This is a genomic window from Brevundimonas aurifodinae (genome assembly GCF_040195595.1).
GTDB classification, from domain to species: Bacteria; Pseudomonadota; Alphaproteobacteria; order Caulobacterales; family Caulobacteraceae; genus Brevundimonas; species Brevundimonas aurifodinae.
Genome location: NZ_JBEGDD010000009.1, coordinates 42,030 through 67,778 on the forward strand (window position 1 = coordinate 42,030; position 25,749 = coordinate 67,778).

At 68.5% G+C, this 25,749-nt stretch carries 29 protein-coding genes; 20 read left to right on the top strand and 9 right to left on the bottom strand.

Annotated elements, in window-relative coordinates; translation table 11 throughout:
• Positions 1-47 precede the first annotated feature (47 nt).
• Entirely contained in the window at positions 48-491 is a 444-nt protein-coding gene (locus tag ABN401_RS11395) for a hemerythrin domain-containing protein (protein ID WP_349684969.1), read from the bottom strand.
• Between the two features lie 74 nt (positions 492-565).
• Entirely contained in the window at positions 566-1,294 is a 729-nt protein-coding gene (locus ABN401_RS11400) for a TVP38/TMEM64 family protein (protein WP_349684970.1), read from the bottom strand.
• A 64-nt stretch (positions 1,295-1,358) separates the two neighbouring features.
• On the opposite strand from ABN401_RS11400, the gene ABN401_RS11405 reads away from it, so the two are divergent.
• Positions 1,359-2,564 (top strand): pyridoxal phosphate-dependent aminotransferase, encoded by a 1,206-nt coding sequence (locus tag ABN401_RS11405; protein WP_349684971.1) that lies wholly within the window; start codon positions 1,359-1,361, stop codon positions 2,562-2,564.
• On the opposite strand, the gene ABN401_RS11410 is transcribed toward ABN401_RS11405, so the two are convergent.
• Positions 2,561-3,574: a polyprenyl synthetase family protein gene (locus tag ABN401_RS11410; protein WP_349684972.1), complete on the bottom strand. Its 1,014-nt coding sequence runs from the start codon at positions 3,572-3,574 to the stop codon at positions 2,561-2,563. The genes ABN401_RS11405 and ABN401_RS11410 overlap by 4 nt on opposite strands.
• 116 nt (positions 3,575-3,690) lie before the next feature.
• Here ABN401_RS11410 and ABN401_RS11415 point away from each other — a divergent pair, with 116 nt between their 5' ends.
• The 10 genes from ABN401_RS11415 to ABN401_RS11460 all read left to right on the top strand — a co-directional run bounded on the left by ABN401_RS11415 (position 3,691) and on the right by ABN401_RS11460 (position 11,591).
• Entirely contained in the window at positions 3,691-4,467 is a 777-nt protein-coding gene (locus tag ABN401_RS11415; RefSeq protein ID WP_349684973.1) for a tRNA1(Val) (adenine(37)-N6)-methyltransferase, read from the top strand.
• 239 nt (positions 4,468-4,706) lie between these two features.
• On the top strand, positions 4,707-5,318 hold the full coding sequence (locus ABN401_RS11420; protein ID WP_349684974.1) for a TIGR02466 family protein: 612 nt from the start codon (positions 4,707-4,709) through the stop codon (positions 5,316-5,318).
• A gap of 58 nt (positions 5,319-5,376) precedes the next feature.
• Positions 5,377-6,084, top strand: a complete 708-nt coding sequence (locus tag ABN401_RS11425) for an SDR family oxidoreductase (protein WP_432763556.1) — start codon at positions 5,377-5,379, stop codon at positions 6,082-6,084.
• 45 nt (positions 6,085-6,129) lie between these two features.
• Positions 6,130-6,693: a sigma-70 family RNA polymerase sigma factor gene (locus tag ABN401_RS11430; protein WP_349684976.1), complete on the top strand. Its 564-nt coding sequence runs from the start codon at positions 6,130-6,132 to the stop codon at positions 6,691-6,693.
• Positions 6,680-7,321: an NrsF family protein gene (locus ABN401_RS11435; RefSeq protein WP_349684977.1), complete on the top strand. Its 642-nt coding sequence runs from the start codon at positions 6,680-6,682 to the stop codon at positions 7,319-7,321. Before ABN401_RS11430 ends, ABN401_RS11435 begins: the two co-directional genes overlap by 14 nt.
• 235 nt (positions 7,322-7,556) lie before the next feature.
• A complete protein-coding gene (ettA, locus tag ABN401_RS11440; RefSeq protein WP_349684978.1) occupies positions 7,557-9,224 on the top strand; it encodes an energy-dependent translational throttle protein EttA in 1,668 nt (555 codons plus the stop codon).
• 15 nt (positions 9,225-9,239) lie between these two features.
• Positions 9,240-9,470, top strand: coding sequence for a DUF433 domain-containing protein (locus ABN401_RS11445; protein ID WP_349684979.1), 231 nt, complete (start codon positions 9,240-9,242; stop codon positions 9,468-9,470).
• Positions 9,467-9,796, top strand: coding sequence for a DUF5615 family PIN-like protein (locus ABN401_RS11450; RefSeq protein ID WP_349684980.1), 330 nt, complete (start codon positions 9,467-9,469; stop codon positions 9,794-9,796). The genes ABN401_RS11445 and ABN401_RS11450 overlap by 4 nt, the downstream gene beginning before the upstream one ends.
• A complete protein-coding gene (locus tag ABN401_RS11455; RefSeq protein WP_349684981.1) occupies positions 9,793-10,719 on the top strand; it encodes a 2-hydroxyacid dehydrogenase in 927 nt (308 codons plus the stop codon). The genes ABN401_RS11450 and ABN401_RS11455 overlap by 4 nt, the downstream gene beginning before the upstream one ends.
• A 38-nt stretch (positions 10,720-10,757) precedes the next feature.
• The gene (locus tag ABN401_RS11460) at positions 10,758-11,591 is read left to right on the top strand and encodes a DUF6065 family protein (RefSeq protein ID WP_349685084.1); all 834 of its coding nucleotides are present in this window, start codon (positions 10,758-10,760) and stop codon (positions 11,589-11,591) included.
• On the opposite strand, the gene ABN401_RS11465 is transcribed toward ABN401_RS11460, so the two are convergent.
• Positions 11,588-12,091 carry an EF-hand domain-containing protein gene (locus ABN401_RS11465; protein ID WP_349684982.1) on the bottom strand — a complete coding sequence of 168 codons (504 nt, stop codon included), beginning with the start codon at positions 12,089-12,091 and terminating at the stop codon, positions 11,588-11,590. The two genes, ABN401_RS11460 and ABN401_RS11465, sit on opposite strands and share 4 nt — an antisense overlap.
• Positions 12,092-12,197: 106 nt before the next feature.
• Here ABN401_RS11465 and ABN401_RS11470 point away from each other — a divergent pair, with 106 nt between their 5' ends.
• From ABN401_RS11470 to metH, 4 genes are all read left to right on the top strand, one after another.
• Entirely contained in the window at positions 12,198-13,175 is a 978-nt protein-coding gene (locus tag ABN401_RS11470; protein ID WP_349684983.1) for an ArsR/SmtB family transcription factor, read from the top strand.
• Positions 13,175-14,149, top strand: coding sequence for a methylenetetrahydrofolate reductase [NAD(P)H] (gene metF, locus ABN401_RS11475; protein WP_349684984.1), 975 nt, complete (start codon positions 13,175-13,177; stop codon positions 14,147-14,149). The genes ABN401_RS11470 and metF overlap by 1 nt, the downstream gene beginning before the upstream one ends.
• The gene (locus ABN401_RS11480; RefSeq protein WP_349684985.1) at positions 14,146-15,213 is read left to right on the top strand and encodes a homocysteine S-methyltransferase family protein; all 1,068 of its coding nucleotides are present in this window, start codon (positions 14,146-14,148) and stop codon (positions 15,211-15,213) included. The genes metF and ABN401_RS11480 overlap by 4 nt, the downstream gene beginning before the upstream one ends.
• A 151-nt stretch (positions 15,214-15,364) precedes the next feature.
• Positions 15,365-18,031, top strand: coding sequence for a methionine synthase (metH, locus tag ABN401_RS11485; RefSeq protein ID WP_349684986.1), 2,667 nt, complete (start codon positions 15,365-15,367; stop codon positions 18,029-18,031).
• Positions 18,032-18,190: 159 nt separating this feature from the next.
• On the opposite strand, the gene ABN401_RS11490 is transcribed toward metH, so the two are convergent.
• On the bottom strand, positions 18,191-18,757 hold the full coding sequence (locus ABN401_RS11490) for a hypothetical protein (RefSeq protein WP_349684987.1): 567 nt from the start codon (positions 18,755-18,757) through the stop codon (positions 18,191-18,193).
• 114 nt (positions 18,758-18,871) lie between these two features.
• Between ABN401_RS11490 and ABN401_RS11495 the strand changes: the two genes are divergently transcribed.
• Positions 18,872-19,273: a protein tyrosine phosphatase family protein gene (locus tag ABN401_RS11495; RefSeq protein ID WP_349684988.1), complete on the top strand. Its 402-nt coding sequence runs from the start codon at positions 18,872-18,874 to the stop codon at positions 19,271-19,273.
• Between the two features lie 144 nt (positions 19,274-19,417).
• Here the strand turns inward: ABN401_RS11495 and ABN401_RS11500 are convergent, their stop codons facing one another.
• The gene (locus tag ABN401_RS11500) at positions 19,418-19,567 is read right to left on the bottom strand and encodes a hypothetical protein (RefSeq protein WP_349684989.1); all 150 of its coding nucleotides are present in this window, start codon (positions 19,565-19,567) and stop codon (positions 19,418-19,420) included.
• A 67-nt stretch (positions 19,568-19,634) separates the two neighbouring features.
• On the opposite strand from ABN401_RS11500, the gene ABN401_RS11505 reads away from it, so the two are divergent.
• Entirely contained in the window at positions 19,635-20,537 is a 903-nt protein-coding gene (locus tag ABN401_RS11505; protein ID WP_349684990.1) for an MBL fold metallo-hydrolase, read from the top strand.
• On the opposite strand, the gene ABN401_RS11510 is transcribed toward ABN401_RS11505, so the two are convergent.
• Together ABN401_RS11510 and ABN401_RS11515 are read right to left on the bottom strand one after the other, a co-directional pair.
• Complete coding sequence (locus tag ABN401_RS11510) at positions 20,522-21,235, bottom strand: DUF1499 domain-containing protein (protein WP_349684991.1); 714 nt, start codon at positions 21,233-21,235, stop codon at positions 20,522-20,524. The two genes, ABN401_RS11505 and ABN401_RS11510, sit on opposite strands and share 16 nt — an antisense overlap.
• Before the next feature lie 3 nt (positions 21,236-21,238).
• Positions 21,239-22,888 (bottom strand): long-chain-fatty-acid--CoA ligase, encoded by a 1,650-nt coding sequence (locus ABN401_RS11515; RefSeq protein ID WP_349684992.1) that lies wholly within the window; start codon positions 22,886-22,888, stop codon positions 21,239-21,241.
• Positions 22,889-23,070: 182 nt separating this feature from the next.
• On the opposite strand from ABN401_RS11515, the gene ABN401_RS11520 reads away from it, so the two are divergent.
• The 3 genes from ABN401_RS11520 to ABN401_RS11530 are packed head-to-tail and all read left to right on the top strand — an operon-like array spanning position 23,071 to position 25,031.
• A complete protein-coding gene (locus tag ABN401_RS11520) occupies positions 23,071-23,664 on the top strand; it encodes a hypothetical protein (protein ID WP_349684993.1) in 594 nt (197 codons plus the stop codon).
• 26 nt (positions 23,665-23,690) lie between these two features.
• A complete protein-coding gene (gene udk / locus ABN401_RS11525; protein ID WP_349684994.1) occupies positions 23,691-24,344 on the top strand; it encodes a uridine kinase in 654 nt (217 codons plus the stop codon).
• Positions 24,345-24,395: 51 nt separating this feature from the next.
• Positions 24,396-25,031: a TetR/AcrR family transcriptional regulator gene (locus ABN401_RS11530; protein WP_349684995.1), complete on the top strand. Its 636-nt coding sequence runs from the start codon at positions 24,396-24,398 to the stop codon at positions 25,029-25,031.
• 4 nt (positions 25,032-25,035) lie between these two features.
• On the opposite strand, the gene pdxH is transcribed toward ABN401_RS11530, so the two are convergent.
• Complete coding sequence (gene pdxH / locus ABN401_RS11535; protein WP_349684996.1) at positions 25,036-25,710, bottom strand: pyridoxamine 5'-phosphate oxidase; 675 nt, start codon at positions 25,708-25,710, stop codon at positions 25,036-25,038.
• Positions 25,711-25,749: the final 39 nt, after the last annotated feature.

Genomic DNA, 25,749 nt, shown 5'->3' on the forward strand with positions numbered 1-25,749 from the left:
CGCAGGCCGCGATCACGAGGTAGTTACGGCTCCGCTTCGCCTCGCGGTCAGGCAGCGCGCCCTGCGTCGAGGGCGATCGGCACCATCTGGTCCACCAGAGGATAGAGCTCGGTGTTCTCGCGCTCGACCCGGAGCGCGAGGGCCCCGATGATGCCGTCCGTCGCCCGGGCGAAAACGGCCGGAGAGACAAGTATGGCTTCGATCGACCACTGATCGCGGTAGGCGACCCACGCCCCGAGGATGCCGCCCATATCCGCAAAGCACTCCGATGCGATCCGTCGGACACCCTCGTCGGCAGAGGAAATCAGCAGCGGGTACATCCACCCGTCCTCCGCCTCCAGGTGCTCAACCAGAAGGCGATCCAGGCCGCTGATCGCAGCCCTGGCAACTGTGGCCACATCACGCGTCATGCGGGTTCTGGCGAGTCCGGCAAGGGTGCTCGCCTGTCGCAGAATACGATCGTGTTCCGAGCGAAGTTTGCGCGTGGCCATCACAGTCTCCTGACTATGACAGCTTTACTTCGCGCCCGGTAACGAGGTGCTAACGTCACCCTACGTTGAAGTACCTACTCGGAGACCTTGCTCGTGCCCGCGTCGATCTCCCGCCTCCGGACGAGTTCGCGCACGCCCAGCATGGCGGCCAGCCAGACGACGGCGACCGCGACCAGGATCAGGGAGGTCCAGACGCCGTCTCCGCTGACGGCGGACACGACCGCTCCGCCGAAGAAGGCGACCAGGGCGGTCTTGGGCAGGACGCCCAGCGCGCAGCCCAGCAGGAAGGCCGGATAGGACGCCCGAGTCGCGCCGAACGCCATGTTGACGACGATGAAGGGCGCGGACGGAACATTCCGGATCATGAAGCTGGCGTAGAAGGCGTTCTTGCCGACGAACCGCTTGAGCCGCGCCAGAGTGCGGCTGTCCAGCCGGTCGATGAGACGCGCGGTTGGGCCACGGCCCAGCCAGTAGGTCACGCCCGCCGACACCACCGTCGCCGCCCAGCTGTAGAAGAAACCCAGCGACGGGCCGAAGGCGACCACGCAGGCCGCGATCAGGATGAACTGGGGCGCGCCAATGAAGGCGGCCGCCACGAACAGAGCCACCGTGGCGGCGAAGGCCCACGGGCTTCCGCGATAGCCCTGGAGCCAGCCCTCCAGATTTTCTTCGGCGTTGAGGGCGAACTGGGTCTTGCCGAGCGCGAGCAGGCCGAGCGTGGCCCCGATCAGCAGAACGGCCGCCAGGGCCGTGCGCCAGCGGCGGCCTTCCATGTTCAGGATGAAATCGAGGATGCGCCTCATGGCGAGGCGTTTGATCCGACTTTCGCATCTGCGTAAAGACGGTGACCTTCCCGGGGAATCGACGATGTCCGACCTGCAGTCCTCCGCCCTCGCCCGCGTGGCGCCGTCCGCGACCCTCGCCGCAACCGCCAAGGCCCGCGCGCTGAAGGCTGAGGGACGGAACATCATAAGCCTGGGCGCCGGAGAGCCGGACTTCGACACGCCGGAGACCATCAAGGCCGCCGCCATCGCGGCGATCCAGCGCGGCGAGACCAAGTACACGGACGTGGACGGCCTGCCGGAACTGAAGGCGGCCATTGTGGCCAAGTTCGCGCGCGAGAATGGACTGAGCTATACGGCGGCGCAGATCCACGTCGCGCCGGGCGGCAAGCCGGTGATCTACAACGCCCTGGTGGCGACGCTGAACGCGGGTGACGAGGTCATCGTGCCGGCCCCCTACTGGGTCAGCTATCCGGACATGGTGCTGCTGGCCGGCGGCGATCCGGTGTTCGTGACGGGCGAGGAAGCCGATGGGTTCAAGCTGCGGCCAGAGGTGCTGGAGGCCGCGATCACGCCCCGGACCAAGTGGCTGATCCTGAACAGTCCGTCCAACCCGACCGGCGCGGCCTATACGCGGGCCGAGCTGGAGGCCCTGGCCGAGGTGCTGCGGCGGCATCCCCATGTCTGGGTGCTGACCGACGACATGTACGAGCACCTGATCTACGGCGACTTCCAGTATACGACGATCGCCCAGGTCGCGCCGGATCTGTACGACCGCACCCTGACCGTGAACGGCGTGTCCAAGGCCTATGCGATGACGGGCTGGCGCATCGGCTATGCAGGGGGCCCGAAGCCCCTGATCGACCTGATGCGCAAGGTCGCCAGCCAGACCACCTCCAACCCCGCGTCGATCAGCCAGTGGGCGGCGGTCGAGGCTCTGAACGGACCGCAGGACTTCCTGCCCGAGCGGGGCGCAGCCTTCGAGCGGCGGCGTGACCTGGTGGTGTCGATGCTGAACCAGGCGACGGGCATCCGCTGTCCGACGCCGGAGGGGGCGTTCTACGTCTATCCGTCCATCCACGGCCTGATCGGCAAGACCGCGCCGGACGGGACCGTCATCGACGGCGACGAGGCCTTCGCGACCGCCCTGCTGGAAGCCGAAGGCGTGTCGGTGGTCCATGGAGCCGCGTTCGGGCTGAGCCCCTATTTCCGCATCAGCTATGCGACGTCGGAAGCCGTTCTGGAGGACGCCTGCGCGCGCATCCAGCGGTTCGCTGCGTCCTTGCGCTAGCTCGCCCGGCTGACGGCGAAGTCGGCGAGGCTTTCCAGGGCCGAGCGCCAGTCGCCGCGCGGCAGAACCTTGAGCGCCGCCTTGGCCGCGTCGGCGTAGTCGCCGGCGGCGTCGAGGGTGGCGGAGACCGCGCCGGTGCCGATGATCAGTTCGCGGGCGCGGCGGAAGTCGTCCTCGGTCCGCTGGTTGCCGTTGATGGTGCGGTCCCAGAAGGCGTCCTCGCGGCCGCGCGTGCGGGCGACGGCCAGCAGCAGCGGCAGGGTGACCTTGCCTTCGCGGAAGTCGTCGCCGGCGTTCTTGCCGAGGGCCTCGGAGGAACCGCCGTAGTCGAGGGCGTCGTCGGCAAGCTGGAAAGCCAGGCCCAGGTTGAGGCCATAGGAGCGCAGGGCCGCGGTGGTCCGCTCGTCGGCGCCGACGCCCACGGCGCCGGCCTCGGCGGCGGCGGCGAACAGTTCGGCGGTCTTGGCCGAGATGATCCGCAGATAGGTTTCCTGATCCAGGTTCAGGTCGTGAGCGCGGGTCAGTTGCAGCACCTCGCCCTGCGCGATCACCCCCGACGCCTGGGCCAGGATGCCGAGGGCGCGGATCGCGCCGGTCTCGACCATCAGCTCAAAGGCGCGGGCGAACAGGAAATCGCCGACCAGCACGCTGGTGGCCGAACCCCAGATCAGATGGGCCGCGACCTTGCCCCGGCGGCGCTCGGACCCGTCGACGACGTCGTCGTGCAAGAGGGTGGCGGTGTGGATGAACTCCACAGACGCGGCGAGCTTGAGCGCGTTCTCGACCTCGGTCGCGCCGACGGCGCGGGCCGCGGCGATGGTCAGGAGGGGACGCAGTCGCTTGCCGCCCGCCGAGACGATGTGTTCGGCCAGCAGGGGAATGACCGGCACCTGGGACTGCATCCGGTCCAGGATCAGGGCGTCGACCGCCGCCATATCGCCCTTGGCCAGCCGGGCCAGGGTCTCGACGTCGCCTCTCGGGCGGGCTGCGGTGAGAACGGCGGCGTCCAATGAATGCTCTTTCAAACCTCGCGGCGCGAGGGGAGTTCGCGTCGCCCGATCGTCCGTCCCTTGCGGCGCGGCGACACGCCGGACAATGGTGACCCCGCCATGAAGGGTCAAGCCGCGTGACCGTCGCATCCCCACCCCCGGAAGGGGCCGAGCCGAAGACCGAACCGACCGAGAACGCCCTGCTGGGCGGAAGGGTCCGTCTGCTGCAACCCGCGCGGGGCTATCGCGCGGGGATGGACGCGGCCCTGCTGGCGGCCACGGTCGCCGCAAAGCCCGGCGAGACGGTGCTGGAAGCGGGCTGCGGGGCCGGCGCGGTCCTGACCCAGATCGCAGCACGGCGGGCGGGGGTGGCCCTGACCGGGATCGAGCGGGACGCCGTCGCCGCCGAACTGGCGCGCCGCAACGCCGTCCTGAACGGCTGGGCCGAGCGGATGACGGTGATCGAGGGGGACGTGGGGCGCGGCTTCAAGGCGCTGGGCCTGCCGCGCGCCGACTGGGGGGTGTCCAACCCGCCCTATTTCGATGACGCAGGGGCGCTTCGGGCCCCCTCCCCGGCCAGGCGCGGGGCGTGGATCGCCGACGACGGGCTGGCGGCCTGGGTCGGGTTCCTGACGGACGGGGTCAAGGACGGGGGGCGGGTCGTCGTGATCCACCGGGCGGACCGGCTGGCCGACCTGCTGGCGCTGTTCGGAGGACGCTGCGGGTCCTTCGCCATCCGGCCGGTCCAGCCCTTCGCCGACGAACCGGCCAAGCGGGTGCTGGTCCAGGCGGTCCGGGGCGGTCGGGCGCCGCTGAGGCTGCTGCCCGCCCTGATCCTGCACGACCGGTCGGGGGCCAAGCATACCGCCGAGGCCGAGGCGATCCTGACGGGTGAGGCGGGACTGGACTCGTGAGACACCGAGTCCAACGAGTGCAAAAGCTAATAAATCTTGTGAAGAGTAACAACATTAAGTTCTGATAACATTGGCTTTCTCTCTCTCCTTTCGGGAGGTGGTCGAAACGGAGCGGAGACCGGGTGGGGGCGGCAAGGTGAGGTCGCACAGGTCCGGGTCTGAATCGCCCTGCCCTCCCCACCCGATCGCTTCGCGATCTGCCCTCCCCCGAGGGGGAGGGAGAGCGTATGGAGACACCCATGTCCCTGCGCCCCCTGTTCGTCACCCAGGTCTATGAGGCCAGCCTGGCCGATGCCCCCGGGTTCTCCGGCTTCAACGACGGCCTGGCCGAGGCCTGCCGAATGCTGGCGGTCGAGGACGGGGCTGGGCGGGCCTGGTGCCGCGAGCACGGCTATCGCGGCTATACCTCCTATGGCTCGCTGAACGACCTGCCGCAGCGGCTGCCGGAGTTCGCGGAGCTGAAGCGGCATCTGGACCGTCACGCCACGGCCTATGCCAGGGCGCTGAACTTCGATCTGGCGAGGAAGCCCCGGCTGGACACCATGTGGGTCAATATACTCAAGCCCGGCGGCTCGCACAGCGGCCACATCCACCCCCACGCCTTCCTGTCGGGCACGGTGTATGTCGAGGTGCCGGACGGGGCCTCGGCCCTGAAGCTGGAAGATCCACGCCTGGCGATGATGATGGCGCGACCGTCGGTGAGCGTGGACGCGCCCGAGGCGGAGCGGCCTTTCGTCTATCTGGCACCCCGCTCCGGCACGGTCCTGATGTGGGAAAGCTGGCTGCGGCACGAGGTGCCGGTGAACGCGGCGAAGGCCGAGCGGATTTCGGTGAGCTTCAACTATGCCTGAGACATCCGCACGTCGCGTCGCCCTCGTAACGGGAGCGGCCTCAGGCATCGGTCGTGCGGTGAGCCGGCTGCTGTCCAGAGAAGGGTGGGCCCTTGCTCTGGTGGATCGGAATGCGGCGGCGCTCGATGCTCTGGCGCGAACACTGACCACCGCAGAGGCCGTCGCCTTCGCGCAGGACGTTTCCGACGATGCCGCCTGGGCCGACACCGAAAGCGCTCTGCGCGAGCGGTTCGGAGGGCTGGACGGTGTCGTGGTCAACGCCGGGATTTCCGAGAGCGGGACCATCGCCGATCTGTCGTTCGAGGCATGGCGGCGGGTGCTGTCGGTCAATCTGGACGGGACCTTCCTGACGCTGCGGACCGGAATGCGACTGCTGCGGGACGGGGGCGCAGCCGTGGTCGTATCCTCGGCATCCGCCGTCAAGGCCGAGCCCGGCGTCGGGGCGTATGGAGCCTCCAAGGCGGCGGTGCTTCAACTGGCGAAGGTCGCGGCTCGGGAAGGCGCGGCACGGGGGGTGAGAGTCAACGCCATCCTGCCCGGCGGCGTCGAGACGCCGATCTGGCGGGGTATGGCCTTCTTCGACGATCTGGTCGCCGAGACAGGCTCGGAGCAGGCCGCCTTCGACCGGATGGCCGGGTTCGCGACGCCGTTGGGCCACTATGCCAAGGCCGAGGAGATCGCGGGGCAGATCGCCTTCCTGCTGTCGCCCGGGGCCCGGACGATGACCGGCGCGAGCCTGGTCGTGGACGGCGGCTATACGCTTTAGGTCGGTCGTGTAACCTTCCCCGTCCCCCACCGTAACCGGGCCCAAGTGACCGACCGCGAAGCCCAACTGAAAGCCTTGATGCTCCGTGGTCTGGATGGCGATGCCGCCGCCTGGCGCCTGCTGCTGTCCGATCTGGGGGCGCACCTGCGTCCCTTCTTCCGCCGGCGACTGTTCAATGGCGGGGAGGACGCGGAGGACCTGGTGCAGGAAACCCTGATCGCCATCCACGCCAAGCGGGCCACCTGGGACCGCGCCCAGCCCTTCACCGCCTGGGCCTTCGCCATCGCGCGGCACAAGCTGATCGATCATCTGCGCCGCCAGGGCCGGCGGCCGACCCATCCGCTGGACGAAGCCGCCGAACTGTTCGCCGACCACACCGTCGAGGACGGGGCGACGCGGGCCGACCTGACCCGCATCCTGGCCCTGCTGCCGGCTCGCCAGCGTCGGCTGATCGAGGACGTGCGGTTGAAGGGCCTGACGGTCGCCGAGGCCGCCGCCAACCACGGCTACACCCTGACGGCCGCAAAGGTGTCCATCCACCGCAGTATGAAATCATTGAACGCCCGCTTCGCGCCCGCGTCCGAGGGAGCCGAAGATGAAGACGGATGACCTGATCGAGGCCTTGGCCGCCGACCTGCCCGCGTCCGGGGCGCGCCAGGTGGAGCGGCGTCTGCTGCTGGCGCTGGTCGCCGGGGGCCTCCTGGTGCTGCTCGGCGTCGGGCTGTGGCTCGGCTTCCGCGAGGATCTGGGGTCGGCGATGATGGGGCCGACCTTCTGGATCAAGGCGGCCTATACCGGGACCCTGGGGGTGATCGGCTTCTGGCTGCTGGATCGGCTGGGGCGGCCCGGGTCCGCCATCCGGGCGCCCTTGGTGGCCTTGGCGCTGATTCTCGTCGCCGCTGCCGGCTTCACCGCCTGGGAGTTCCTGACCATGGCCGAGGCCGAGCGCATGCCCGCCGTCATGGGCGAGAGCGCCCGCGAATGCGCGCCCCTGATCCTGATCCTCAGCCTGATCGCGGCGCCGTTCGTGTTCGGCGCGGCCCGGGGGTTCGCGCCGATGCGGCCGGGCGCGGCGGGGGCGGCCGCGGGCCTGCTGACGGCGGGCCTGGCGACGACCCTCTATGGCCTGCACTGCCCCGAGCAGACGGCCAGCTTCGTCATGGTCTGGTATTCGCTGGGGATCGGACTGGCGGCGGCGGCGGGCGCGGTGATCGGGCGGGTGCTGTTTCGTTGGTGACCTGAATTGCCGCTCATCCCCGCGAAAGCGGGGACCCAGTTCTTTGGGCGATGGCTTTGTCCATAACACGAAGACTCTGGTCCAGGCCGCTGGGCCTCATGAAAGCACTGGGTCCCCGCTTTCGCGGGGATGAGCGGCAGGGAGAAACGGCAGAGCGTTTGCCCTTCCCGCCCCCAATCGCTACATCCCGCCCCAACCTCCGACAAACCAGAACGACAAGGGCGCGACGCACTCCATGGCGCAGCAATACATCTTCCAGATGCAGGGTCTGACCAAGACCTTCCCAGGCGGCAAGAAGATCTTCGAGAACATCTGGCTGAGCTTCTACAACGACGCCAAGATCGGCGTGGTCGGCGTCAACGGCTCCGGCAAGTCGACACTGCTCAAGATCATGGCCGGCATCGACCCCGAGTTCTCCGGCGAGGCCAAGGCCGCCGACGGCATCAAGCGCGGATACCTGGAGCAGGAACCGCACCTGGATGAAACCCTGAACGTCCGCGAGAACGTCGAGGCCTGGTGCGAGGAAAAGCAGTGGGTCAACCGCTTCAACGAGGTGGCCGGCGAACTCGGCGAAAACTACACCGACGAACTGATGGAGGAGATGACCGCCCTTCAGGAGAAGATCGACGCGGGCGACGTCTGGGACATCGACAGCCGCATCGAGATGGCGATGGACGCCCTGCGCTGTCCGCCCGACGACTGGATGACGACCAACCTGTCCGGCGGCGAGAAGCGTCGCGTGGCGCTGGCGCGGCTGCTGCTGTCCAAGCCCGACATGCTGCTGCTGGACGAACCGACCAACCACCTGGACGCCGAGAGCGTGGCCTGGCTGCAGCATCACCTGGAGGCGTTTCCGGGCTGCGTCATCCTGGTGACCCACGACCGCTACTTCCTGGACCTCGTGACCAAGTGGACGCTGGAGCTGGATCGCGGCAAGGGCATCCCCTACGAGGGCAACTACTCCGGGTGGCTGGAGCAGAAACAGAAGCGGGTCGTGCAGGAGAACTCGGAATCCGAGGCCCGTCAGCGCGCCCTGACCCGCGAACTGGAATGGGTGCGGTCCGGTGCCAAGGCCCGCCAGGCCAAGTCCAAGGCCCGTCTGGCCGCCTATGAGAAGATGGTCGCCGAGCAGGAAAGCATGCGCGGCGCCCAGACCCACGCCCACATCCAGATCCCGCCCGGGCCGCGCCTGGGCAATGTGGTGCTGGAGGTCGAGGGGCTGCAGAAGTCGTATGGCGACAAGCTGCTGTTCGACAACCTGACCTTCAAGCTGCCGCCCAACGGCATCGTCGGCGTGATCGGACCGAACGGCGCGGGCAAGTCGACCATGTTCAAGCTGATCACCGGCCAGGAGACGCCGGACGGCGGCACCATCAAGGTCGGCGAGACGGTGAAGCTGGCCTATGTCGACCAGTCGCGCGATGCGCTCGATCCCAACAAGACCATCTGGGAAGAGATCAGCGGCGGCACCGACGTGATGATGGTGGGCAAGCGCGAGATCAACACGCGGGCCTATGTCGGCAGCTTCAACTTCAAGGGCGGCGACCAGCAGAAGAAGGTCGGACAGCTGTCGGGCGGTGAGCGCAACCGCGTCCACCTGGCCAAGACCCTGGCGACGGGCGGCAACCTGATCCTGCTGGACGAACCGACCAACGACCTGGACATCGAGACCCTGCAGAACCTGGAGGAGGCGCTGGAGGAGTTCGCGGGCTGCGCCGTGGTCATCTCCCACGACCGCTGGTTCCTGGACCGCCTGGCGACCCACATCCTGGCCTTCGAGGGCGACAGCCACGTCGAATGGTTCGAGGGCAACTTCGAAGCCTATGAAGAGGACAAGAAGCGGCGCCTGGGCACGGACGCCCTGATCCCGCACCGGATCAAGTTCCAGAAGTTCGGGCGGTGATGTAGGGTGCGGGCCATGAGCGACGAACTCCTGGCCCGCATCACCATCGAAAACGACAAGCGCAGCGGCCGGCCCTGCATTCGGGGCATGCGGATCGCGGTGCACGACGTGCTGGGCTGGCTGGCGGCGGGCATGACTGAAGCGGAAATCCTGAGCGATTACGATGAGCTGGAGGAGGCGGACATCCGCGCCGCCTTGACCTATGCCGCACGAGAGATCGACCATCCGGTGGTCGTCGCGGCTTGAGGTTCCTGATCGATCAGAACTTGCCGACCCGTCTGATCGGCGTCCTGCATGAGCTCGGCCACGACGCGGACCACGTCAAGCTGTTGAAGCTCGACATGGCGAGCGACGGGCACATCTGGACTTTGGCGGCCTCCCTTCCCGCCGTGGTCATCAGCAAGGACCGAGATTTTCTGAGCCTGGTTCGGAGAGAGACGTCCACGGGGTTCGTTCATCTGGATGTTGGCAACCTGTCGAACGATCAGCTCTTCGCCATTGTTCGACGCACCTGGCCGATGGTGACGGCTCGCCTTCAGGCCGGCGAACGTCTGGTCGAAATCAGGGCATGACCCGCCCAGCCCTTCTGATCGCCTCGCGCGCGCTCGGGCCCGTCGCACCGTTCCTGGAGTCCGCCTACCGGGTGTTTCGTCTGTGGGAGGGGCCGCCGGGAGATGCCACCGATGACATCACCGCCGTGGTCGTGGCCGGTGAGGACGTCCTGGACATGGGCGTGCTGGAGCACCTGCCGAACTTGCGCCACGTCGCCTGCTTCACCTCGGGCTACGACGGGCTGGACCTGGACTGGTGCCGGGCGCGCGGGCTGATCGTCACCCATGCGCCAGCGGTGAACCACGAGGACGTGGCCGATCATGCCCTGGGTCTGATCCTGGCGGCGCGGCGCCGGATCGTGGACGGCGACCGGATGGTCCGCGCGGGCCAGTGGGTCATCGAGCAGCGGCTGATCACCCCCGCCATGCGCGGATGCCGCGTGGGCATCGTCGGGCTGGGGGCGATCGGCGAGGCGTTGGCCCTGCGGGTCGAGGCCATGGGCTGTGTCGTCGAGTGGTGGGGGCCGAGGGACAAGCCGGGCGCGGCCTGGCCCCGCGCGGGGTCTCTGGTCGAGATGGCTGCCGGTTCTGACATCCTGGTCGTGGCGTGCCGCGCGGACGAGACGAACCGGGGCCTGGTGTCGGCCGAGGTGATCGAGGCGCTGGGGCCAGGCGGCCTGCTGGTCAATGTGGCGCGCGGGTCGCTGATCGACGAGGACGCCCTGATCGCCGCGCTGAAGGCCGGACGGCTGGGCGGGGCCGCGCTGGACGTGTTCGAGACCGAGCCGACGCCGGCGGATCGCTGGGCCGAGGTGCCGAACGTGGTGCTGACCCCGCACACGGCCGGGGCCACAATGGCTGCGGTCCAGGGCATGCTGGCGCTTCTGATCCAGAACCTTCAGGCTGTCGCGGCGGGCGATCCACCCGTGACACCCATTCCCTGAGTTGGCCCGTGACCGATTCCGCCGAGACCCAAGCGCCGCTGACGCTGGAATGCTTTCCGATGACGCCGTCGCCGCCGCGCATGGTGTCGGGGCGGCCCGAGCGGGACTGGATGGACGATTTCGCGGGGCGACATCCCTATCGCTGCCTGCCGCTGACCATGGCCAACACCACGGGATGGGAGTTGTTGTGCCCGTTCGGGTTCGAAGCCGAATGGGACGGGCGGCTGGGCGCCGACGCCATCCAGCTCCGGCCCGACGCGGACGCCCTGCATTTCGACCATTTCGCCCAGTCGCACTTCACCGAGGGGGTGCTGACCTTCCACACCGGCTGGATGTTCCGGACGCCCGAGGGATGGGGCATGCGGGCGTCTGGGCCACCGAACCGGGCCAAGCACGGGATCGCGCCGCTGGAGGGCGTGACGGAGACCGACTGGCTGCCCTACCCTTTCACCATGAATTGGCGCTTCACCGCGCCCGGGGTGATCCGGTTCGAGAAGGACGAGCCGTTCTGCTTCCTGCAACCGATCCCGCATCACCGGATCGAGCGGTTCCAGCCCGTGCGGCGGTCGATCGACGACGACGGCGACCTGGCCCGGCAGTATCGGAAGTGGTCCGAAGTCCGCACGGACTTCAACACCCGCATGGCGGCGGGCGACCCCGAGGCGGTCAAGGAGGCATGGCAGAAGTTCTATTTCCGGGGCGAGTTCCCCGACCGCATCGCCCAGGCCCCGGACACCCACGTCAACAAGCGGCGGATGAGCCCCCTGCCCGACGCGCCTGAGCCCGCGGCGCCTGCGCGCGCTCACGTCGGTTTCACCACCTGGTCGGCCCAGGGCGCCGCCAAGGGCGCGTTCGACAGGGACAAGACCTAGCCCGCGTCGCCGCCCCGGGTGGCCTGACGCTCGGCGACACTGACCACGCCATCTCCGTCTGCGTCCATGCGCTGGAACCGCCAGGCGACGACCGAGCGGAACTCGTCCCGGGTCAGGCGACCGTCGGCGTCGCGGTCGGCCCGCGTCCAGTTCCGGGCCCCCGGCAGGGTCTGGGCCACGATCTCCAGTTCGGCCGTGGTGACGACGTCGTCCGAATCGGTGTCGGCGCGATCGAAGCCGCGCTCGGCCCGGGCCAGCATCTGGTCCAGCGTCATGGGGCCCGTCTCGGTTTGACGCCGCTGTCCGGCGGGGGGCCGATAGGGCCGGGGCGGCAGGGCCTCAACCGCCAGGGCCGCCTCCTGGAGCAAGGTCTCTTCCGGCGCATCCGCGGGCTCGGCGATGGCCGCGGGATCCACTGTCTCGGCGGCGGCGTCCTCGTCCCTTGAACAGGCGGCGAGAGACAGGATGACGATCGAGAGCAGGCTGAGGGCGACACGCATCGACGACTCCATGGGACGCAAGCCTGACTGTAACACCGCTCGCGCGCCGTGCCGTCGCTGTTTTCCGTCTTCACATCATATAAGGATATCCTTATATGATTATGTCATGGCCCTGACCGCCGACCAGATCGTGGATGCGCTGCGCGCCGCCGGAGAGCCGACGCGGCTGCGCGTGCTGTCGCTGCTGGCCGGCGAGGAGCTGTCGGTGATGGAACTCAGCCGCGTGCTGGACCAAAGCCAGCCGCGGGTCTCGCGTCACCTGAAGCTGATGGCGGACGCCGGACTGATCGAGCGGTTTCCGGACGGGGCCCGCGTTTTCTACCGCATCAGCCACGAGCCTGACGTGCGCCGGCTGATCGACACCGTGCTGGATCTGCTGGACGACGGCGAGGGCCTGGCCGACCACCGGCGGCTGGACGAGGTGCGCGACGAGCGGGCGACGGCGGCGGCGGCCTATTTCGAACAGGTGGCCCCCAGCTGGGACCGCATCCGCTCGCTCTATGTCTCCGAGACGGCGGTCGAGAGCGCCATCGAGCGGGCGGCGGGACCCGGGCCGTTCGAGCGGGTCGTCGATCTGGGCACCGGGTCGGGTCGGATGCTGACCCTGTTGGGCAAGAAGGCGCGGATGTCGATCGGGCTCGATCTGAGCCAGAACATGCTGAACATCGCACGGGCGAATGTCACCAAGGCCGGGCTGGACAAGGTCGAGCTGAGGCACGGCGACATCTTCGCCACCCGCCTGCCGGCGCAGTCGGCGGACCTGGTTCTGGTGCATCAGGTGCTGCATTACCTGGCCGATCCGGCATCGGCCGTGGCCGAGGCCGCGCGGCTGGTCATGCCAGGTGGAAAACTGCTGATCGTTGATTTCGCTCCCCATGAGCTGGAGCGACTGAGGGACGAGCACCAGCATCGCCGCCTGGGCTTCGCCGACGAAGAGATCGGGCGCTGGCTCGGCGAGGCGGGGCTGACTGCGTCGGCGACCATCGCCCTGCCGCCTGACACGGCGGGCCTGACCGTCACCATCTGGACCGCCGAGCGGCCCACCATCGCCAACCGGCCCAACTCTGAAAGGCAGGTCGCCTGATGGCCGCCACATCCCTCGCCCCCACCCTGGCCCAGGCCCGCGCGCTGCTGCTGTCGCCGCTGGGCCCCGTCGCACGAGCGGGCGGGAATGCGAACCCGGTCCGTGTGTCGTTCGAGTTCTTTCCGCCCAAGTCGGACGAGGCCGAGGCCAATCTGTGGAAGGCCGTACGCCGGCTGGAGCCCCTGAACCCCGCCTTCGTCTCGGTGACCTACGGCGCGGGCGGATCGACGCGCGAGCGGACGCACCGGACGGTCCAGCGCATCCTGACCGAGACGACGATGAAGCCGGCCGCTCACCTGACCTGCGTCGAGGCCAGCCGCGACGAGGTCGATCAGGTCATCGGCGAATACAAGGCAATCGGCGTGGATCACATCGTGGCCCTGCGCGGCGACCCGCCCGGGTCGGCGGTCAGCGGTGGATCGGGCATCGGCGGGGTCTATGAGCCGCGCGCGGACGGATACGCCAACGCGACCGAACTGGCCCAGGCGATCCAGCGCGTCGGGGGCTTCCAGACCAGCGTCGGGGTCTATCCGGAGAAGCATCCGGAGAGCCCCTCGATCGAACACGACATCGATGTGCTGAAGGCCAAGGTCGATGCGGGCGCGACGCGGGCGCTGAGCCAGTTCTTCTTCGACATCGACGCCTTCCTGCGGTTCCGCGACCGGGTGCGGGCGGCCGGCGTGACCATCCCCTTGATCCCCGGGATCATGCCGGTGTCGAACTTCGCAGGACTGCAGCGGATGAGCGCGTCGTGCGGGGCGTCGGTGCCGGCCTGGCTGGCGGCCCATTTCGAGGGGCTGGACGACGATCCGGAGACGCGGAAACTGCTGGCCGCCTCGGTCGCGGCTGAGACCTGCGCGCGACTGCAGGAAGAAGGCTTTTCGGACTTCCATTTCTACACGCTGAACCGGGCGGACCTGGTCTATGCCATCTGCCGGGTGCTGGGTGTGCGCGAACAAACGGCCGCCGCATGAGCCGCGCAGAACGCATCACCCAGCTTCACGCCGCCGCGAAGGACCGCATCCTCGTGCTCGACGGGTCGTGGGGCGTGATGATCCAGCGGCGCGAGCTGTCGGAGGAGGATTTTCGGGGCGATCGCTTCACAAGCCACAATGGCCAGATGAAGGGGAACAACGACATCCTCTGCATCACCCGGCCGGACGTCATCGCCGATCTCCACGACCAGTATTTCGCGGCCGGAGCGGACATCTCCGAAACCAACACCTTCTCGGCCACGACGATCGCCCAGGACGACTATCACCTGGACGCTGACGCGGTCCGGGACATCAATCTGGAGGGGGCCAAACTGGCCCGCGCCGCCGCCGACCGCTGGACCGAGAAGGAGCCCGGCAAGCCGCGCTTCGCCGCCGGGTCGATCGGGCCGCTGAACAAGATGCTGTCGATGTCGTCGGACGTGAACGATCCGGGCGCGCGGCTGGTGACCTTCGACCAGGTCTATGAGGCCTATCGCCATCAGGTGAAGGCGCTGAACGAAGGCGGCGTGCACCTTTATCTGATCGAGACCATCACCGACACGCTGAACGCCAAGGCCGCGATCAAGGCGATCAAGGACCTGGAGGACGAGGGGCTGGAGCCCCTGCCGATCTGGATTTCGGGCACCATCACCGACCGTTCGGGGCGGACCCTGTCGGGCCAGACCGCCGAGGCGTTCTGGAACAGCGTGCGCCACGCCAAACCGTTCGCCGTCGGCTTCAACTGCGCCCTGGGCGCCGATCTGATGCGGCCTTTCATCGCCGAACTGAGCCGGGTCGCCGACACCTTGGTCGCCGCCTATCCCAACGCCGGCCTGCCCAACGCCATGGGCCAGTATGACGAGGAGCCGCACGAGACGGCCCACTTCATAGAGGAATGGGCGCGCAGTGGCCTGGTCAACATCGTCGGCGGCTGCTGCGGCACGACACCGGACCACATCCGCCATGTGGCCGAGGAAGTGGCGGGCGTGGCACCGCGAGCGATTCCGGAGCGCCCGGTGGCGCTGAGGCTGTCGGGGCTGGAACCGTTCGAGATGGTGGCGTGATGTCCTTTGATTTCCGCTCATCCCCGCGAAAGCGGGGACCCAGTTCTCTGGGCGACCGGTCCCTCCGAGTGCGCTCTGACATCAATCCCGGACACCGTGCCTCGCAAAAGGACTGGATCCCGGCTTTCGCCGGGATGAGCGGAGTTTTTGAGTGAGACCCACCTTCATCAACGTCGGCGAGCGGACCAACGTCACCGGTTCTGCCAAGTTCAGGAAGCTGGTCGTCGAGGGCGACTACGGTGCCGCGCTGGACGTCGCCCGTCAGCAGGTCGAGGCCGGCGCCCAGATCATCGACGTCAACATGGACGAGGGGCTGCTGGACGGCGCCGTGGCCATGCGGACCTTCCTCAACCTGATCGCGGCCGAGCCCGACATCGCCCGCGTGCCGGTGATGATCGACAGTTCCAAGTGGGAGGTGATCGAGGCGGGGCTGAAGTGCGTCCAGGGCAAGCCGATCGTCAACTCCATCTCGATGAAGGCGGGCGAGGCGGAGTTCCGCGAGCAGGCGGTCAAATGCCTGCGCTACGGGGCCGCCGTCGTGGTCATGGCCTTCGACGAGGTGGGTCAGGCCGACACGGCGGCGCGCAAGATCGAGATCTGCACGCGGGCTTACCGGATCCTGGTGGACGAGGTCGGCTTTCCGCCCGAGGACATCATCTTCGACCCCAACATCTTCGCCGTGGCGACGGGGATCGAGGAGCACGACAACTATGCCGTCGACTTCATCGAGGCCACGCGGGCGATCAAGGCCACTCTGCCCTATGCCCGCGTGTCCGGCGGGGTGTCGAACGTGTCGTTCAGCTTCCGCGGCAATGAGCCGGTGCGGCGGGCGATCCACTCGGTGTTCCTGTACCACGCCATCCAGGCGGGCATGGACATGGGCATCGTCAACGCCGGCGACCTGCCCGTCTATGACGACATCGAGCCCACGCTGAAGGAAGCCGTCGAGGACGTGATTCTGAACCGGCCGCAGCGGACCAATGTGTCCAACACCGAGCGGCTGGTCGACATCGCCCCCAACTACAAGGGCGACAAGGGCGCGGGCCGGGTCGTCGACCTGACCTGGCGAGAGGCCCCGGTCGGCAAGCGGATCGAGCACGCCCTGGTCAACGGCATCACCGAGTTCATCGAGGCCGACACCGAGGAAGCCCGCCTGTCGGTCGAGCGGCCCCTGCACGTCATCGAGGGTCCGCTGATGGACGGGATGAACGTGGTCGGCGACCTGTTCGGCGCGGGCAAGATGTTCCTGCCGCAGGTGGTGAAGTCCGCGCGCGTGATGAAGCAGGCGGTGGCCTGGCTGGAGCCCTTCATGGAGGCCGAGAAGGCCGGAAAGCCACGCGAGCAGGCGGGCCGCATCCTGATGGCGACCGTCAAGGGCGACGTCCACGACATCGGCAAGAACATCGTCGGCGTCGTCCTGCAATGTAACAACTACGAGGTGATCGACCTGGGCGTCATGGTGCCGGCCGACCGCATCCTGGACGCCGCAAAAGAGCACAACGTCGACATCGTCGGCCTGTCCGGCCTGATCACGCCGAGCCTGGACGAAATGGTGTTCGTGGCGCGCGAGATGGAGCGGCGGGGGTTCGACATTCCCCTGCTGATCGGCGGGGCGACGACCAGCCGGACCCATACGGCGGTGAAGATCGAGCCGGCCTATCACCGGGGCTCAACCACCTATGTCGTGGACGCCAGCCGGGCCGTCGGCGTGGTGTCGGGGCTCCTGTCCAAGACCGACAGGGACCGCAACGAGGCGGCGACGCGCGACGAATACATCCGCATTCGCGAACAATATGCCCGTGGCCAGGAGGTCAAGGCGCGCACATCGATCGCCGATGCGCGAAAGAACCCCGTCGCCATCGACTGGACCGCGCCCAAGCCCGCCGCGCCGAGCTTCACAGGAGTGCGCGCCTATGAAGCCTGGGACCTGGCCGACCTGGCCGATCATATCGACTGGACGCCCTTCTTCGCCAGCTGGGAGCTGATCGGCCGCTATCCCCTGATCCTGGACGATGAGATCGTCGGCGAGGCGGCCAAGGACCTGTTCAAGGACGCCCAGGCGATGCTGAAGCGCATCGTCGACGAGCGATGGTTCACGGCCAAGGGCGTCGTCGGCTTCTGGCCCGCGAATGCTGAGGGCGACGACATCGTGGTGTTCGAGGACGAGGGCCGGACCACCGAGATCGCCCGCTTCCACACCCTGCGCCAGCAGATCGCCAAGTCGAACGGCAAGCCCAACGCGGCCCTGTCGGACTTCGTGTCACCCACGGGCGAGGACTGGATCGGCGCCTTTGCCGTGACGGCCGGCCATGGCGAGCTGGAGGCGTCCAAACGCTTCAAGGACGCGGGCGACGACTATTCCGCCATCATGGCCTCGGCCCTGGCCGACCGCCTGGCCGAGGCCTTCGCCGAGCGGCTGCACAAGGAAGTGCGGACGACGCTGTGGGGCTATGCGCCCGACGAGGCGGCGACGATCCAGGATCTGATCGAGGAGAAGTACCAGGGCATCCGCCCCGCCCCCGGCTATCCGGCCCAGCCGGATCATACGGAAAAGGCGACGCTGTTCCGCCTGTTGCAGGCGGAAGCCAACGCCGGGATGGCCCTGACCGAGAGCTATGCCATGACGCCGCCCGCGTCCGTCAGCGGCCTCTACTTCGGGCATCCCCAGAGCCACTATTTCGGCGTCGGCAAGATCGACCGCGACCAGGTCGAGGATTATGCGCGAAGGAAGGGCTGGGACGTGGAAACGGCCGAGCGCTGGCTGGCCCCGATCCTGAACTATGAGCCGGGCGCGGAGGCCCGGGTGAAGGCGGCGTAGTTATCCTTCTCCCCTTGCGGGAGAAGGTGGCAGCCGAAGGCTGACGGATGAGGGGTGAAACTCGGTTTCACCGGCGCGCGTCCGATACGTCAGCGCATCCGCATCTCCGTACCCCTCATCCGGCCCTCCGGGCCACCTTCTCCCGCAAGGGGAGAAGGGTCACGGAACGGGCACGCCCATCTCATCCAGCCCCGCCGCTTCCAGGGTCACCGGCGCGGTGGTGATGTTCTCGCGCACGCGCCGCGCCGCGTGTTCGCACCGCCCGGGCAGGCCGAAGAACAGGCCGAAGGCCTGGCTGCGCGCGGCCTCGTCGGGCAGCGCCATCAGCTCGGTCCAGCGCGCGGTGGCCTCGGCCTCGGCGGTCTCGGCGGCCGTGCGGGTAGCGGGCGTCTGGCGTGCGGCACCGGCACGCAGGGCCTCGCGGAAGTCGGTGGCCTCCAGGGCACCCAGACGCATGATGTCCTGGTCCAGGGCGTCGGGGGCCGTCAGGGTGCGGCCGAGCGCGATGTGACCCTCGACCAGGGCGGCGCACCACGCGACCAGCGGATAGTCCTGGTCCGGCGCACCGCGCGGCAGGGGCGTCTCATACGCGATGGCTTCGCGGGCGTTGCGCGCTTCGACGCTCTCGGTCGCCCCGGTCGCCGTGGCGATCGGGCCGTCCTGGGCCAGGGCGGCAGGGGCGGTCAGGGCGAGGGCAAGTAGCGAGGCGGCGAGGCGAAGGCGCATGGGACGTCCGTGAGGCTGTTTCAGAAAGAGGTGATCCGCCACAACGCGTGAAGCGACGCAATGGTTTTTCCATGGCGACGTGTTAGCCAGTCGCGATTGCCGAAGGAGCCGACCTTGACCGATTTCCGCGTCCTCAGCGACACCGTCCGCGTCGCGCCCCAGATCGCCCTGTCCGACATGGCCGAGGCGGCCGCGCTGGGCGTCAGGACCGTCGTCTCGAACCGGCCCGACGGCGAAGACCCGGGTCAGCCGACGGCGGCCGAGGTCGCGGCGGCGGCGCAGGCGGTCGGCATCGCGTTCGTTCACGCCCCGGTGTCGGGCTTTCCGGACGAGGCGGCGGTGGCGGCGGTCGGCGAGGTTCTGGCGGCCCGCGAGCCGGTGCTGATGTTCTGCCGGTCGGGCACGCGCTCGGCCATGGTCTGGGCCCTGGCGATGCGTCAGGCGGGGGCGGAGCCCGAGGGATTGCGCGAGGCGGCGGCCGGAGCGGGGTACGATCTCAGCCGTCTGCCACTTTAGTTTTTTCCGCTCATCCCCGCGAAAGCGGGGACCCAGCGCTTAAGTGAGGCAAGGCAGTCTGGATCAACAGCGAGAGACGCTCATCTCAGCCAGCGCAGAAAGAACTGGGTCCCCGCTTTCGCGGGGATGAGCGGAGAGGAAGACCTAGCGGGTGACCGCCACGCGGGCGGCGAAGGGCACGGGCTCGGGATCCCCGCACGAGGCCAGGACCAGCTGCGCCGCCATGAGACACAGGATCGCCGCCGCGACGGGCTGGAGCCGATTTGAGACAGAATAGGCTATGGCGCGGGCCATTTCGGACGCTCCTGAACGGTTTACGATCCGTTAAGGCAAGGACCGCGCCGGGCGAGATGGAGCCGAGATGATTCCCTTCGTGCGTGACTTCGACTTCGCCTACGGACGGTGCGACAGGGTCTCGCCGCTGATCCAGCGCGTGATCTGCAACAACCCTGGGCCGTTCACCTTCACCGGGACGGGGACCTATATCGTCGGGCGGGACGCGCCCGGGGCGAGCGTCGCCGTGCTCGATCCGGGGCCGATGGATCAGGACCATCTGGAGGCCCTGTTGGCGGCGGTCGAGGGGCGGACGGTGAGCCATGTGCTGGTCACCCACACCCACCGCGACCACGCCCCCCTCGCCCGCTCCTTCGCCGAGCGGACGGACGCGCCGATCCTGGCGATGCGGCCGCCCCGAGCCGACACTCATGCCTCAGGTGCCCTCGACGAAGAGGAGGACGAGGCCTTCGCGCCCGACGTCGTCCTGATGGGCGGCGAGCGGATCGACGGCGACGGCTGGACGATGCGTGCCATGGCGACACCGGGTCATGCGTCCAACCACATGGCCTTCGTCCTGGAGGAGGAGAACGCCCTGTTCTGCGGCGACCACGTCATGGGCTGGTCGACGACCGTCGTCGCGCCGCCTGACGGGGACATGGCGGACTACATGGCCAGCCTCGACGCGGTGATCGACGGCCGGTTCGAGACCCTGTGGCCGACCCATGGGGCCCCGGTGAACGACCCCGCGCCTTTCCTCGCCGCCTATCGCGATCACAGGCTGGCGCGCGAAGCCCAGGTGCTGGCGCGGCTGGCGGCGGGCGACCGGACGATCGCCGAGATGGTGCCGAACCTCTATGCCACGGTCGATCCACGCCTGTGGCCGGCGGCCGGCCTGTCGGTGTGGGCCCACCTGATCAAACTGGTGCGCGAGGGTCGGGCGACGGTTGAGGGCGAGGCGATGCTGAACGCGGTTTACGCCTCGGGCTGAAGTCCGGCGACGATGGCCTGGAGCAGACGGCAAGTCTCGCCTCCGTCGGGGCGAGCCTCGCGCGCGGCGACGCGGACGTCGGTCCGACCGGGGCGGATGCGGATCACCGCGTCATGGGTGAAGCCGAACCAGAAGCCGCTGCGGGTCCCGTCCGCCCGGCCGACGCCGAAGCCCAGGACGTCGAACCCGGCCTCACGCAGGGCATAGGCGGCGGCACCGGGGGCGACCTGGGTCGGGATGGAGGCGGCGTCGCACGCGTCCACCGCGGGCGGCATGGCCGTGGCCCCGGCGGCGACGCGTCGATCGGCGAGCGCGCCTGAGAAGCCCGGCGGTCCGGTCCGGTCCGTGGTGGCCTCGGCGATCCCGGCGACCGGCGCCCCGTTGATGACACCCAGGCCGTGGGACGACAGGTGCAGGGCGAAGATCGCCGCCGTCGCCCCGCCGAAGACGAGGCCGGTCAGCGCCAGAGGCCAGGCCTTGCGCTCGCCCAGGGCCACGATGATTCCGCCGACCGCCGCCACGGCCCCCAGGGCGGCCAGGGCGAAGCCCAGCCGCATGGTCAGCAGCGAATAGCCGACCCGCCAGTCCCAGACGCCGGTCTTGGTTCCCGCCACGGCGACGAAAACCACCAGCGGCGCGAGCGCCGTCAGCACCAGCAGCACCCGCGCCCAGCGGATTGCGCGGGAAGGCCGGGTCATGCGTCAGACCCGCTCGGGCGTGTTCGCGGCGGCGGGCAGGCGATAGTCCTTGAGCCGCTCGCGCAGCAGCTTCTTGTCGATCTTGCCGGTCGCGCCCAGCGGGATGTCGTCGACGAAGACGACGTCGTCGGGCATCCACCATTTGGCGATCTTGCCGACCAGGAAGTCCAAGTGCTCCTGCTTGTCCTGGGTCTCGCCGGGCTTCAGCTTGATGACCAGCACGGGTCGCTCGTCCCACTTGGGGTGGGCCGCGCCGATGACGGCGGCCAGCTCGACCTTGGGATGACCGACGGCGATGTTCTCGATCTCGATCGAGCTGATCCACTCGCCCCCGGACTTGATCACATCCTTGGCGCGGTCGGTGATCTGCATGAAGCCGTGCTCGTCGATGGTCGAGACGTCGCCGGTATCGAAGAAGCCCTCATGGTCCAGGATATCGCCGCCCTCGTCCTTGAAATAGGCCCCGGCGATGGTCGGGCCGCGCACCATCAGACGGCCATAGGTCGAGCCGTCGTGCGGCATCTCCTGGCCGGCGTAATTCTTGAGCTTCAGCTCGACGCCCAGCGGCGGCACGCCCTGCTTGATGCGCCACTTCATCTGCTCGTCGTAGGGCAGGGCCAGCAGCTCGGGCGTCAGGGTCGACAGGGTGCCGATGGGCGAGGTTTCGGTCATGCCCCAGCCCTGCAGCACCTCGACGTCGAACTCGTCGTTGAAGGCGCGGATCAGGCTCTCGGGCACGGCCGAGCCGCCGATCAGCACGCGCTTGACGGTCGGGATCTTCAGATTGTGCTCGCGCAAGTGGGCCAGCAGCAGCTGCCACACCGTGGGCACGGCGGCCGAGAAGGTGACGCCCTCGGTCTCGATCAGCTCATAGATGGCGGCGCCGTCCATGCGCGCGCCCGGCATCACCAGCTTGGCCCCGGACGCCGGGCCCGCGAAGGCGATACCCCAGGCGTTGGCGTGGAACATCGGCACGACCGGCAGGATCACTTCCTTTGGCGACGGCCCCAGGACCGTCGATTGCATGCCCAGCAGGGTGTGGATGAAGTTCGACCGGTGCGAATACAGGACGCCCTTCGGGTTTCCAGTCGTGCCCGAGGTGTAGCAAAGGCCACAGGCGGTCTGTTCATCGAACCCGCCCCAGACGCAGTCCTCGGACGCGCCTTCCAGTAGGGCCTCGTAGCAGTCGGCCTTGGGCAGCTTGGTCGCCGGCATGGTCACGGCATCCGTCATGACCACCACCCGCTCGACCGTCGGACAGTGAGGCAGGATCGCCTCGAGCAGCGGCACGAAGGTCAGGTCGACGAAGATGATGCGGTCTTCGGCGTGGTTGATGATGTAGATCAGCTGTTCGGGAAACAGTCGCGGGTTCAGGGTATGGCAGACCGCCCCGATGCCCATGATGCCGTACCAGGCCTCGATGTGGCGGCCGGTGTTCCAGGCCAGGGTGGCGACGCGGTCGCCGACCTTGACGTCCCAGCCCTTGAGCACATTCGAGACGCGCTTGGCCCGGCCGTGGATCTCGGCATAGGTGGTGCGCACGATCGGCCCCTCGACCGAGCGGGTCACGACCTCGCGGCGCGGGTGCCAGTTCTTCGAATGGTCCAGAATCCGGTCGACCGTCAGCGGCCAGTCCTGCATCAAACCCAGCATCGCACTTCCTCGGTAATGCCCCGGCTCAAGGCGAGGCTTGATCTTTACGCTAGCCGAGGTGGCGGGGGCGAAGCAACGTGACGTAGGGGCAGGCTGCGGCCTCCGATCAGCTTCGCCGTTGCCTCCCGCGCCGATTTGGCCTTCTCTCCCCCACCTTGAACCCAGACAAAGGAAGCCCGGTCATGCGTTTGATCGCCCGCACCGCCCTCACCTTCGGCGTGATCGCAGCCCTCGCCGCCTGCGACCGCTCCATCGAGCCGGCCGCCGAGACACCGGCACCGACGGAGACCCTGGCCGCGGCGACGCCGGCCGCGCCGGCTCAGACCGCGGGAGGTCTGGCCATCGAGGGCGAGGGCTTACGCATCTTCGACGCCGAGGGGGCTGCGCGCGCCCTGCCCTTCGGCACGCCCCAGGAGACGGTCATCGCGGCGGTGACCGCCTCGACCGGCGGCGTCGCCCCCGAACAGAGCACCGGCGAGGAGTGCGGCCAGGGCCCGACGCAGTTCGCCATCTACACCACTGGCCTGCAGCTTCTGTTCCAGAACGGCGAGTTCAACGGCTGGTATGTGGACAAGGCGGGCCTGACCACGGTCGACGGGATCGGTGTCGGCTCGACTCGCGCGGCCCTGGCCGAAGCCCGGACCATCGAGATGCAGCCCGACTCGACCCTGGGCGCCGAGTTCATCGCCGGCGATGTGTTCGGCTTCCTGACCTCGACGGCCGCCGATGCCACGGTCCAGTCCCTGTGGGCGGGGGGCAACTGCTTCTTCCGCTAGGCCTTGGCGGGGGCTAGACCCCGGTCATGACCATCCTCATCGCCATCACCGGGGGCTCCGGCTCGGGCAAGTCGACGCTGGCCGAGACCGTGGCCGCCGTGCTGCCTGCGGGCTCGGCCGTCCTGCTTCGCGAGGATTCCTACTATCGGGACGCGGCATCCCTGCCGGGGTTCGACGCGGCGACGTTCGACTTCGACGACGTGGCCGCCCGCGACCACGAGCGGCTGGAACAGGACCTGGCCGCGCTGAAATCCGGCCGCGATATCGTGGCCCCGATCTATTCCTTCATCACCCATGGTCGCGAGCCGGGCGGAGAACGGGTGACGGCCGCGCCGGTCGTGATCGTCGAGGGCACGCACCTGCTTTGCACTTCCACCCTGGCGGATCTGTTCGACATCCGCGTTTTCGTCGACACGCCGTCCGACATCCGCTTCATCCGCCGCCTGTTGCGCGACCAGGCCGAGCGCGGACGGACCGCGTCCTCTGTCATCGACCAGTATCTGAAGACCGTGCGACCGGGCCACGAGCGGCTGACCGAGCCGTCCCGGACCCGGGCCGACTTCATCGTCGCGGACGCCACGGCGGCGGTGCGCCTGGACGACCCCCAGGCCGTCGTGCGGCTCGCCGCGCCCCTGCTGGCCCACCCCCTGCTCAGCCGGTTGTTGAACGCAGAACCGTAACGGTGTTCGTCCGTATTCCGGTTCGGGGCGAGATGGTCTAGCAGTCCGTCGATGGATTCACACGCTACGGGTATTCTGCCCGACCTCTCTCCCGGCCAGGACGCCCGTCGCGACGGCATCGTCCGCGAAGCCCGCCGGTTCTTCATGGCCCAGGGTTATGCCGCCACCCGGATCGAGCCGATCGCGCGGGCGGCGGCCGTGTCCACCGCGACCCTCTATGCCTATTTCCCGTCCAAGGAGCACCTGTTCGGCGCGGTCATCGAGGACGCCGCAGAGGATTTCTCGCGCCAGATGGAGGGCGTGCGGATGGCGGACGGGCCGGCGCGCGACCTGCTGACCGGGTTTGCCCTGGCCTACGCGCGGTTCATGGGCGATCCCTTCGTCCGATCGGTCTTTCGCCTGGTGATGGCCGAACGGCCCCGGTTCCGCGAGGTCGCATTGCGCTTCTTCGACAAGGGCCGCGCCGACTTCGGAAGGCCCCTGATCGTCGCCCTGGCGACCCTGGCGGACCGCGGCGAAATCCGGTTCGACAAGGCATCCTGGGCCGCCGGACAGCTGATGGGGATGATCGAGCACCCCGTCTTCTTCATGCCCCTGGTCACCGGCGACGAGGTCCAGGCGACGCGCGATCCTGAGCACATCGCCGCCGACGCGGTCGAGACCTTCCTGGCGCGCTACGGCACCTGATCGGTCAAGGCTGAAGGCGGGTGCGAGCCCAGCCCTCTCGGTCCCGGTCGAAGCGCAACCGGTCGTGCAGGCGGAACGGCCGATCGCGCCAGAACTCGACCGAGCGGGGCACGACACGCCAGCCCGTCCAATGCTCGGGACGGGGGACCTCCGTGCCCTCGAACCGTGCCGCCGCGCGCGCCACGGCAGCCTCCAACGCAGACCGGTCAGAGAGGGACCGCGACTGGTCCGAGGCCCAGGCCCCGATCCGGCTCTCGCGCGCCCGGCTGGCGAAATAAGCGTCGGCCTCGGCCGCCGTGACGGGCTCGACGACGCCGCGAACGCGGACCTGGCGACGCAGGGTCTTCCAGTGCAACAGCAGGGCCGCGACCGGCCGGGCCGACAGCTGCAGGCCCTTGGCGCTCTCGGCGTTGGAATAAAAGGTCAGGCCGCGCGCATCGATGTCCTTGAGCAGGACCATGCGGCTGTCCGGCGCGCCGTCGGCGTCCACCGTGGCCAGGGCCATGGCGTTTGGATCGTTCGGCTCGTGCGCCCGAGCATCGGCCAGCCAGTCGACGATCAGTCCGATCGGCTCGGCCCGGTCGAAGATCGTTTCGTCGCCGTTCGCGGCCAAGGCGGCGGCATAGTCGCGGGCATATTCGTCGCGGGTCGGGCTGGGCGGGATCACGGCGCTGCTCATGGCCGGTCCTATAACAAGCGACCGGCGTGACCGCACGGT

Coding starts and splice junctions, on each gene's coding strand:
- ABN401_RS11395 (WP_349684969.1), bottom strand. CDS start 491: ATGGCCACGCGCAAACTTCGCTCGGAACACGATCGTATTCTGCGACAG.
- ABN401_RS11400 (WP_349684970.1), bottom strand. CDS start 1,294: ATGAGGCGCATCCTCGATTTCATCCTGAACATGGAAGGCCGCCGCTGG.
- ABN401_RS11405 (WP_349684971.1), top strand. CDS start 1,359: ATGTCCGACCTGCAGTCCTCCGCCCTCGCCCGCGTGGCGCCGTCCGCG.
- ABN401_RS11420 (WP_349684974.1), top strand. CDS start 4,707: ATGTCCCTGCGCCCCCTGTTCGTCACCCAGGTCTATGAGGCCAGCCTG.
- ABN401_RS11435 (WP_349684977.1), top strand. CDS start 6,680: ATGAAGACGGATGACCTGATCGAGGCCTTGGCCGCCGACCTGCCCGCG.
- ettA (WP_349684978.1), top strand. CDS start 7,557: ATGGCGCAGCAATACATCTTCCAGATGCAGGGTCTGACCAAGACCTTC.
- ABN401_RS11445 (WP_349684979.1), top strand. CDS start 9,240: ATGAGCGACGAACTCCTGGCCCGCATCACCATCGAAAACGACAAGCGC.
- ABN401_RS11455 (WP_349684981.1), top strand. CDS start 9,793: ATGACCCGCCCAGCCCTTCTGATCGCCTCGCGCGCGCTCGGGCCCGTC.
- ABN401_RS11465 (WP_349684982.1), bottom strand. CDS start 12,091: ATGCGTGTCGCCCTCAGCCTGCTCTCGATCGTCATCCTGTCTCTCGCC.
- ABN401_RS11470 (WP_349684983.1), top strand. CDS start 12,198: ATGGCCCTGACCGCCGACCAGATCGTGGATGCGCTGCGCGCCGCCGGA.
- metF (WP_349684984.1), top strand. CDS start 13,175: ATGGCCGCCACATCCCTCGCCCCCACCCTGGCCCAGGCCCGCGCGCTG.
- ABN401_RS11480 (WP_349684985.1), top strand. CDS start 14,146: ATGAGCCGCGCAGAACGCATCACCCAGCTTCACGCCGCCGCGAAGGAC.
- ABN401_RS11490 (WP_349684987.1), bottom strand. CDS start 18,757: ATGCGCCTTCGCCTCGCCGCCTCGCTACTTGCCCTCGCCCTGACCGCC.
- ABN401_RS11500 (WP_349684989.1), bottom strand. CDS start 19,567: ATGGCCCGCGCCATAGCCTATTCTGTCTCAAATCGGCTCCAGCCCGTC.
- ABN401_RS11505 (WP_349684990.1), top strand. CDS start 19,635: ATGATTCCCTTCGTGCGTGACTTCGACTTCGCCTACGGACGGTGCGAC.
- ABN401_RS11510 (WP_349684991.1), bottom strand. CDS start 21,235: ATGACCCGGCCTTCCCGCGCAATCCGCTGGGCGCGGGTGCTGCTGGTG.
- ABN401_RS11515 (WP_349684992.1), bottom strand. CDS start 22,888: ATGCTGGGTTTGATGCAGGACTGGCCGCTGACGGTCGACCGGATTCTG.
- ABN401_RS11520 (WP_349684993.1), top strand. CDS start 23,071: ATGCGTTTGATCGCCCGCACCGCCCTCACCTTCGGCGTGATCGCAGCC.
- udk (WP_349684994.1), top strand. CDS start 23,691: ATGACCATCCTCATCGCCATCACCGGGGGCTCCGGCTCGGGCAAGTCG.
- ABN401_RS11530 (WP_349684995.1), top strand. CDS start 24,396: ATGGATTCACACGCTACGGGTATTCTGCCCGACCTCTCTCCCGGCCAG.
- pdxH (WP_349684996.1), bottom strand. CDS start 25,710: ATGAGCAGCGCCGTGATCCCGCCCAGCCCGACCCGCGACGAATATGCC.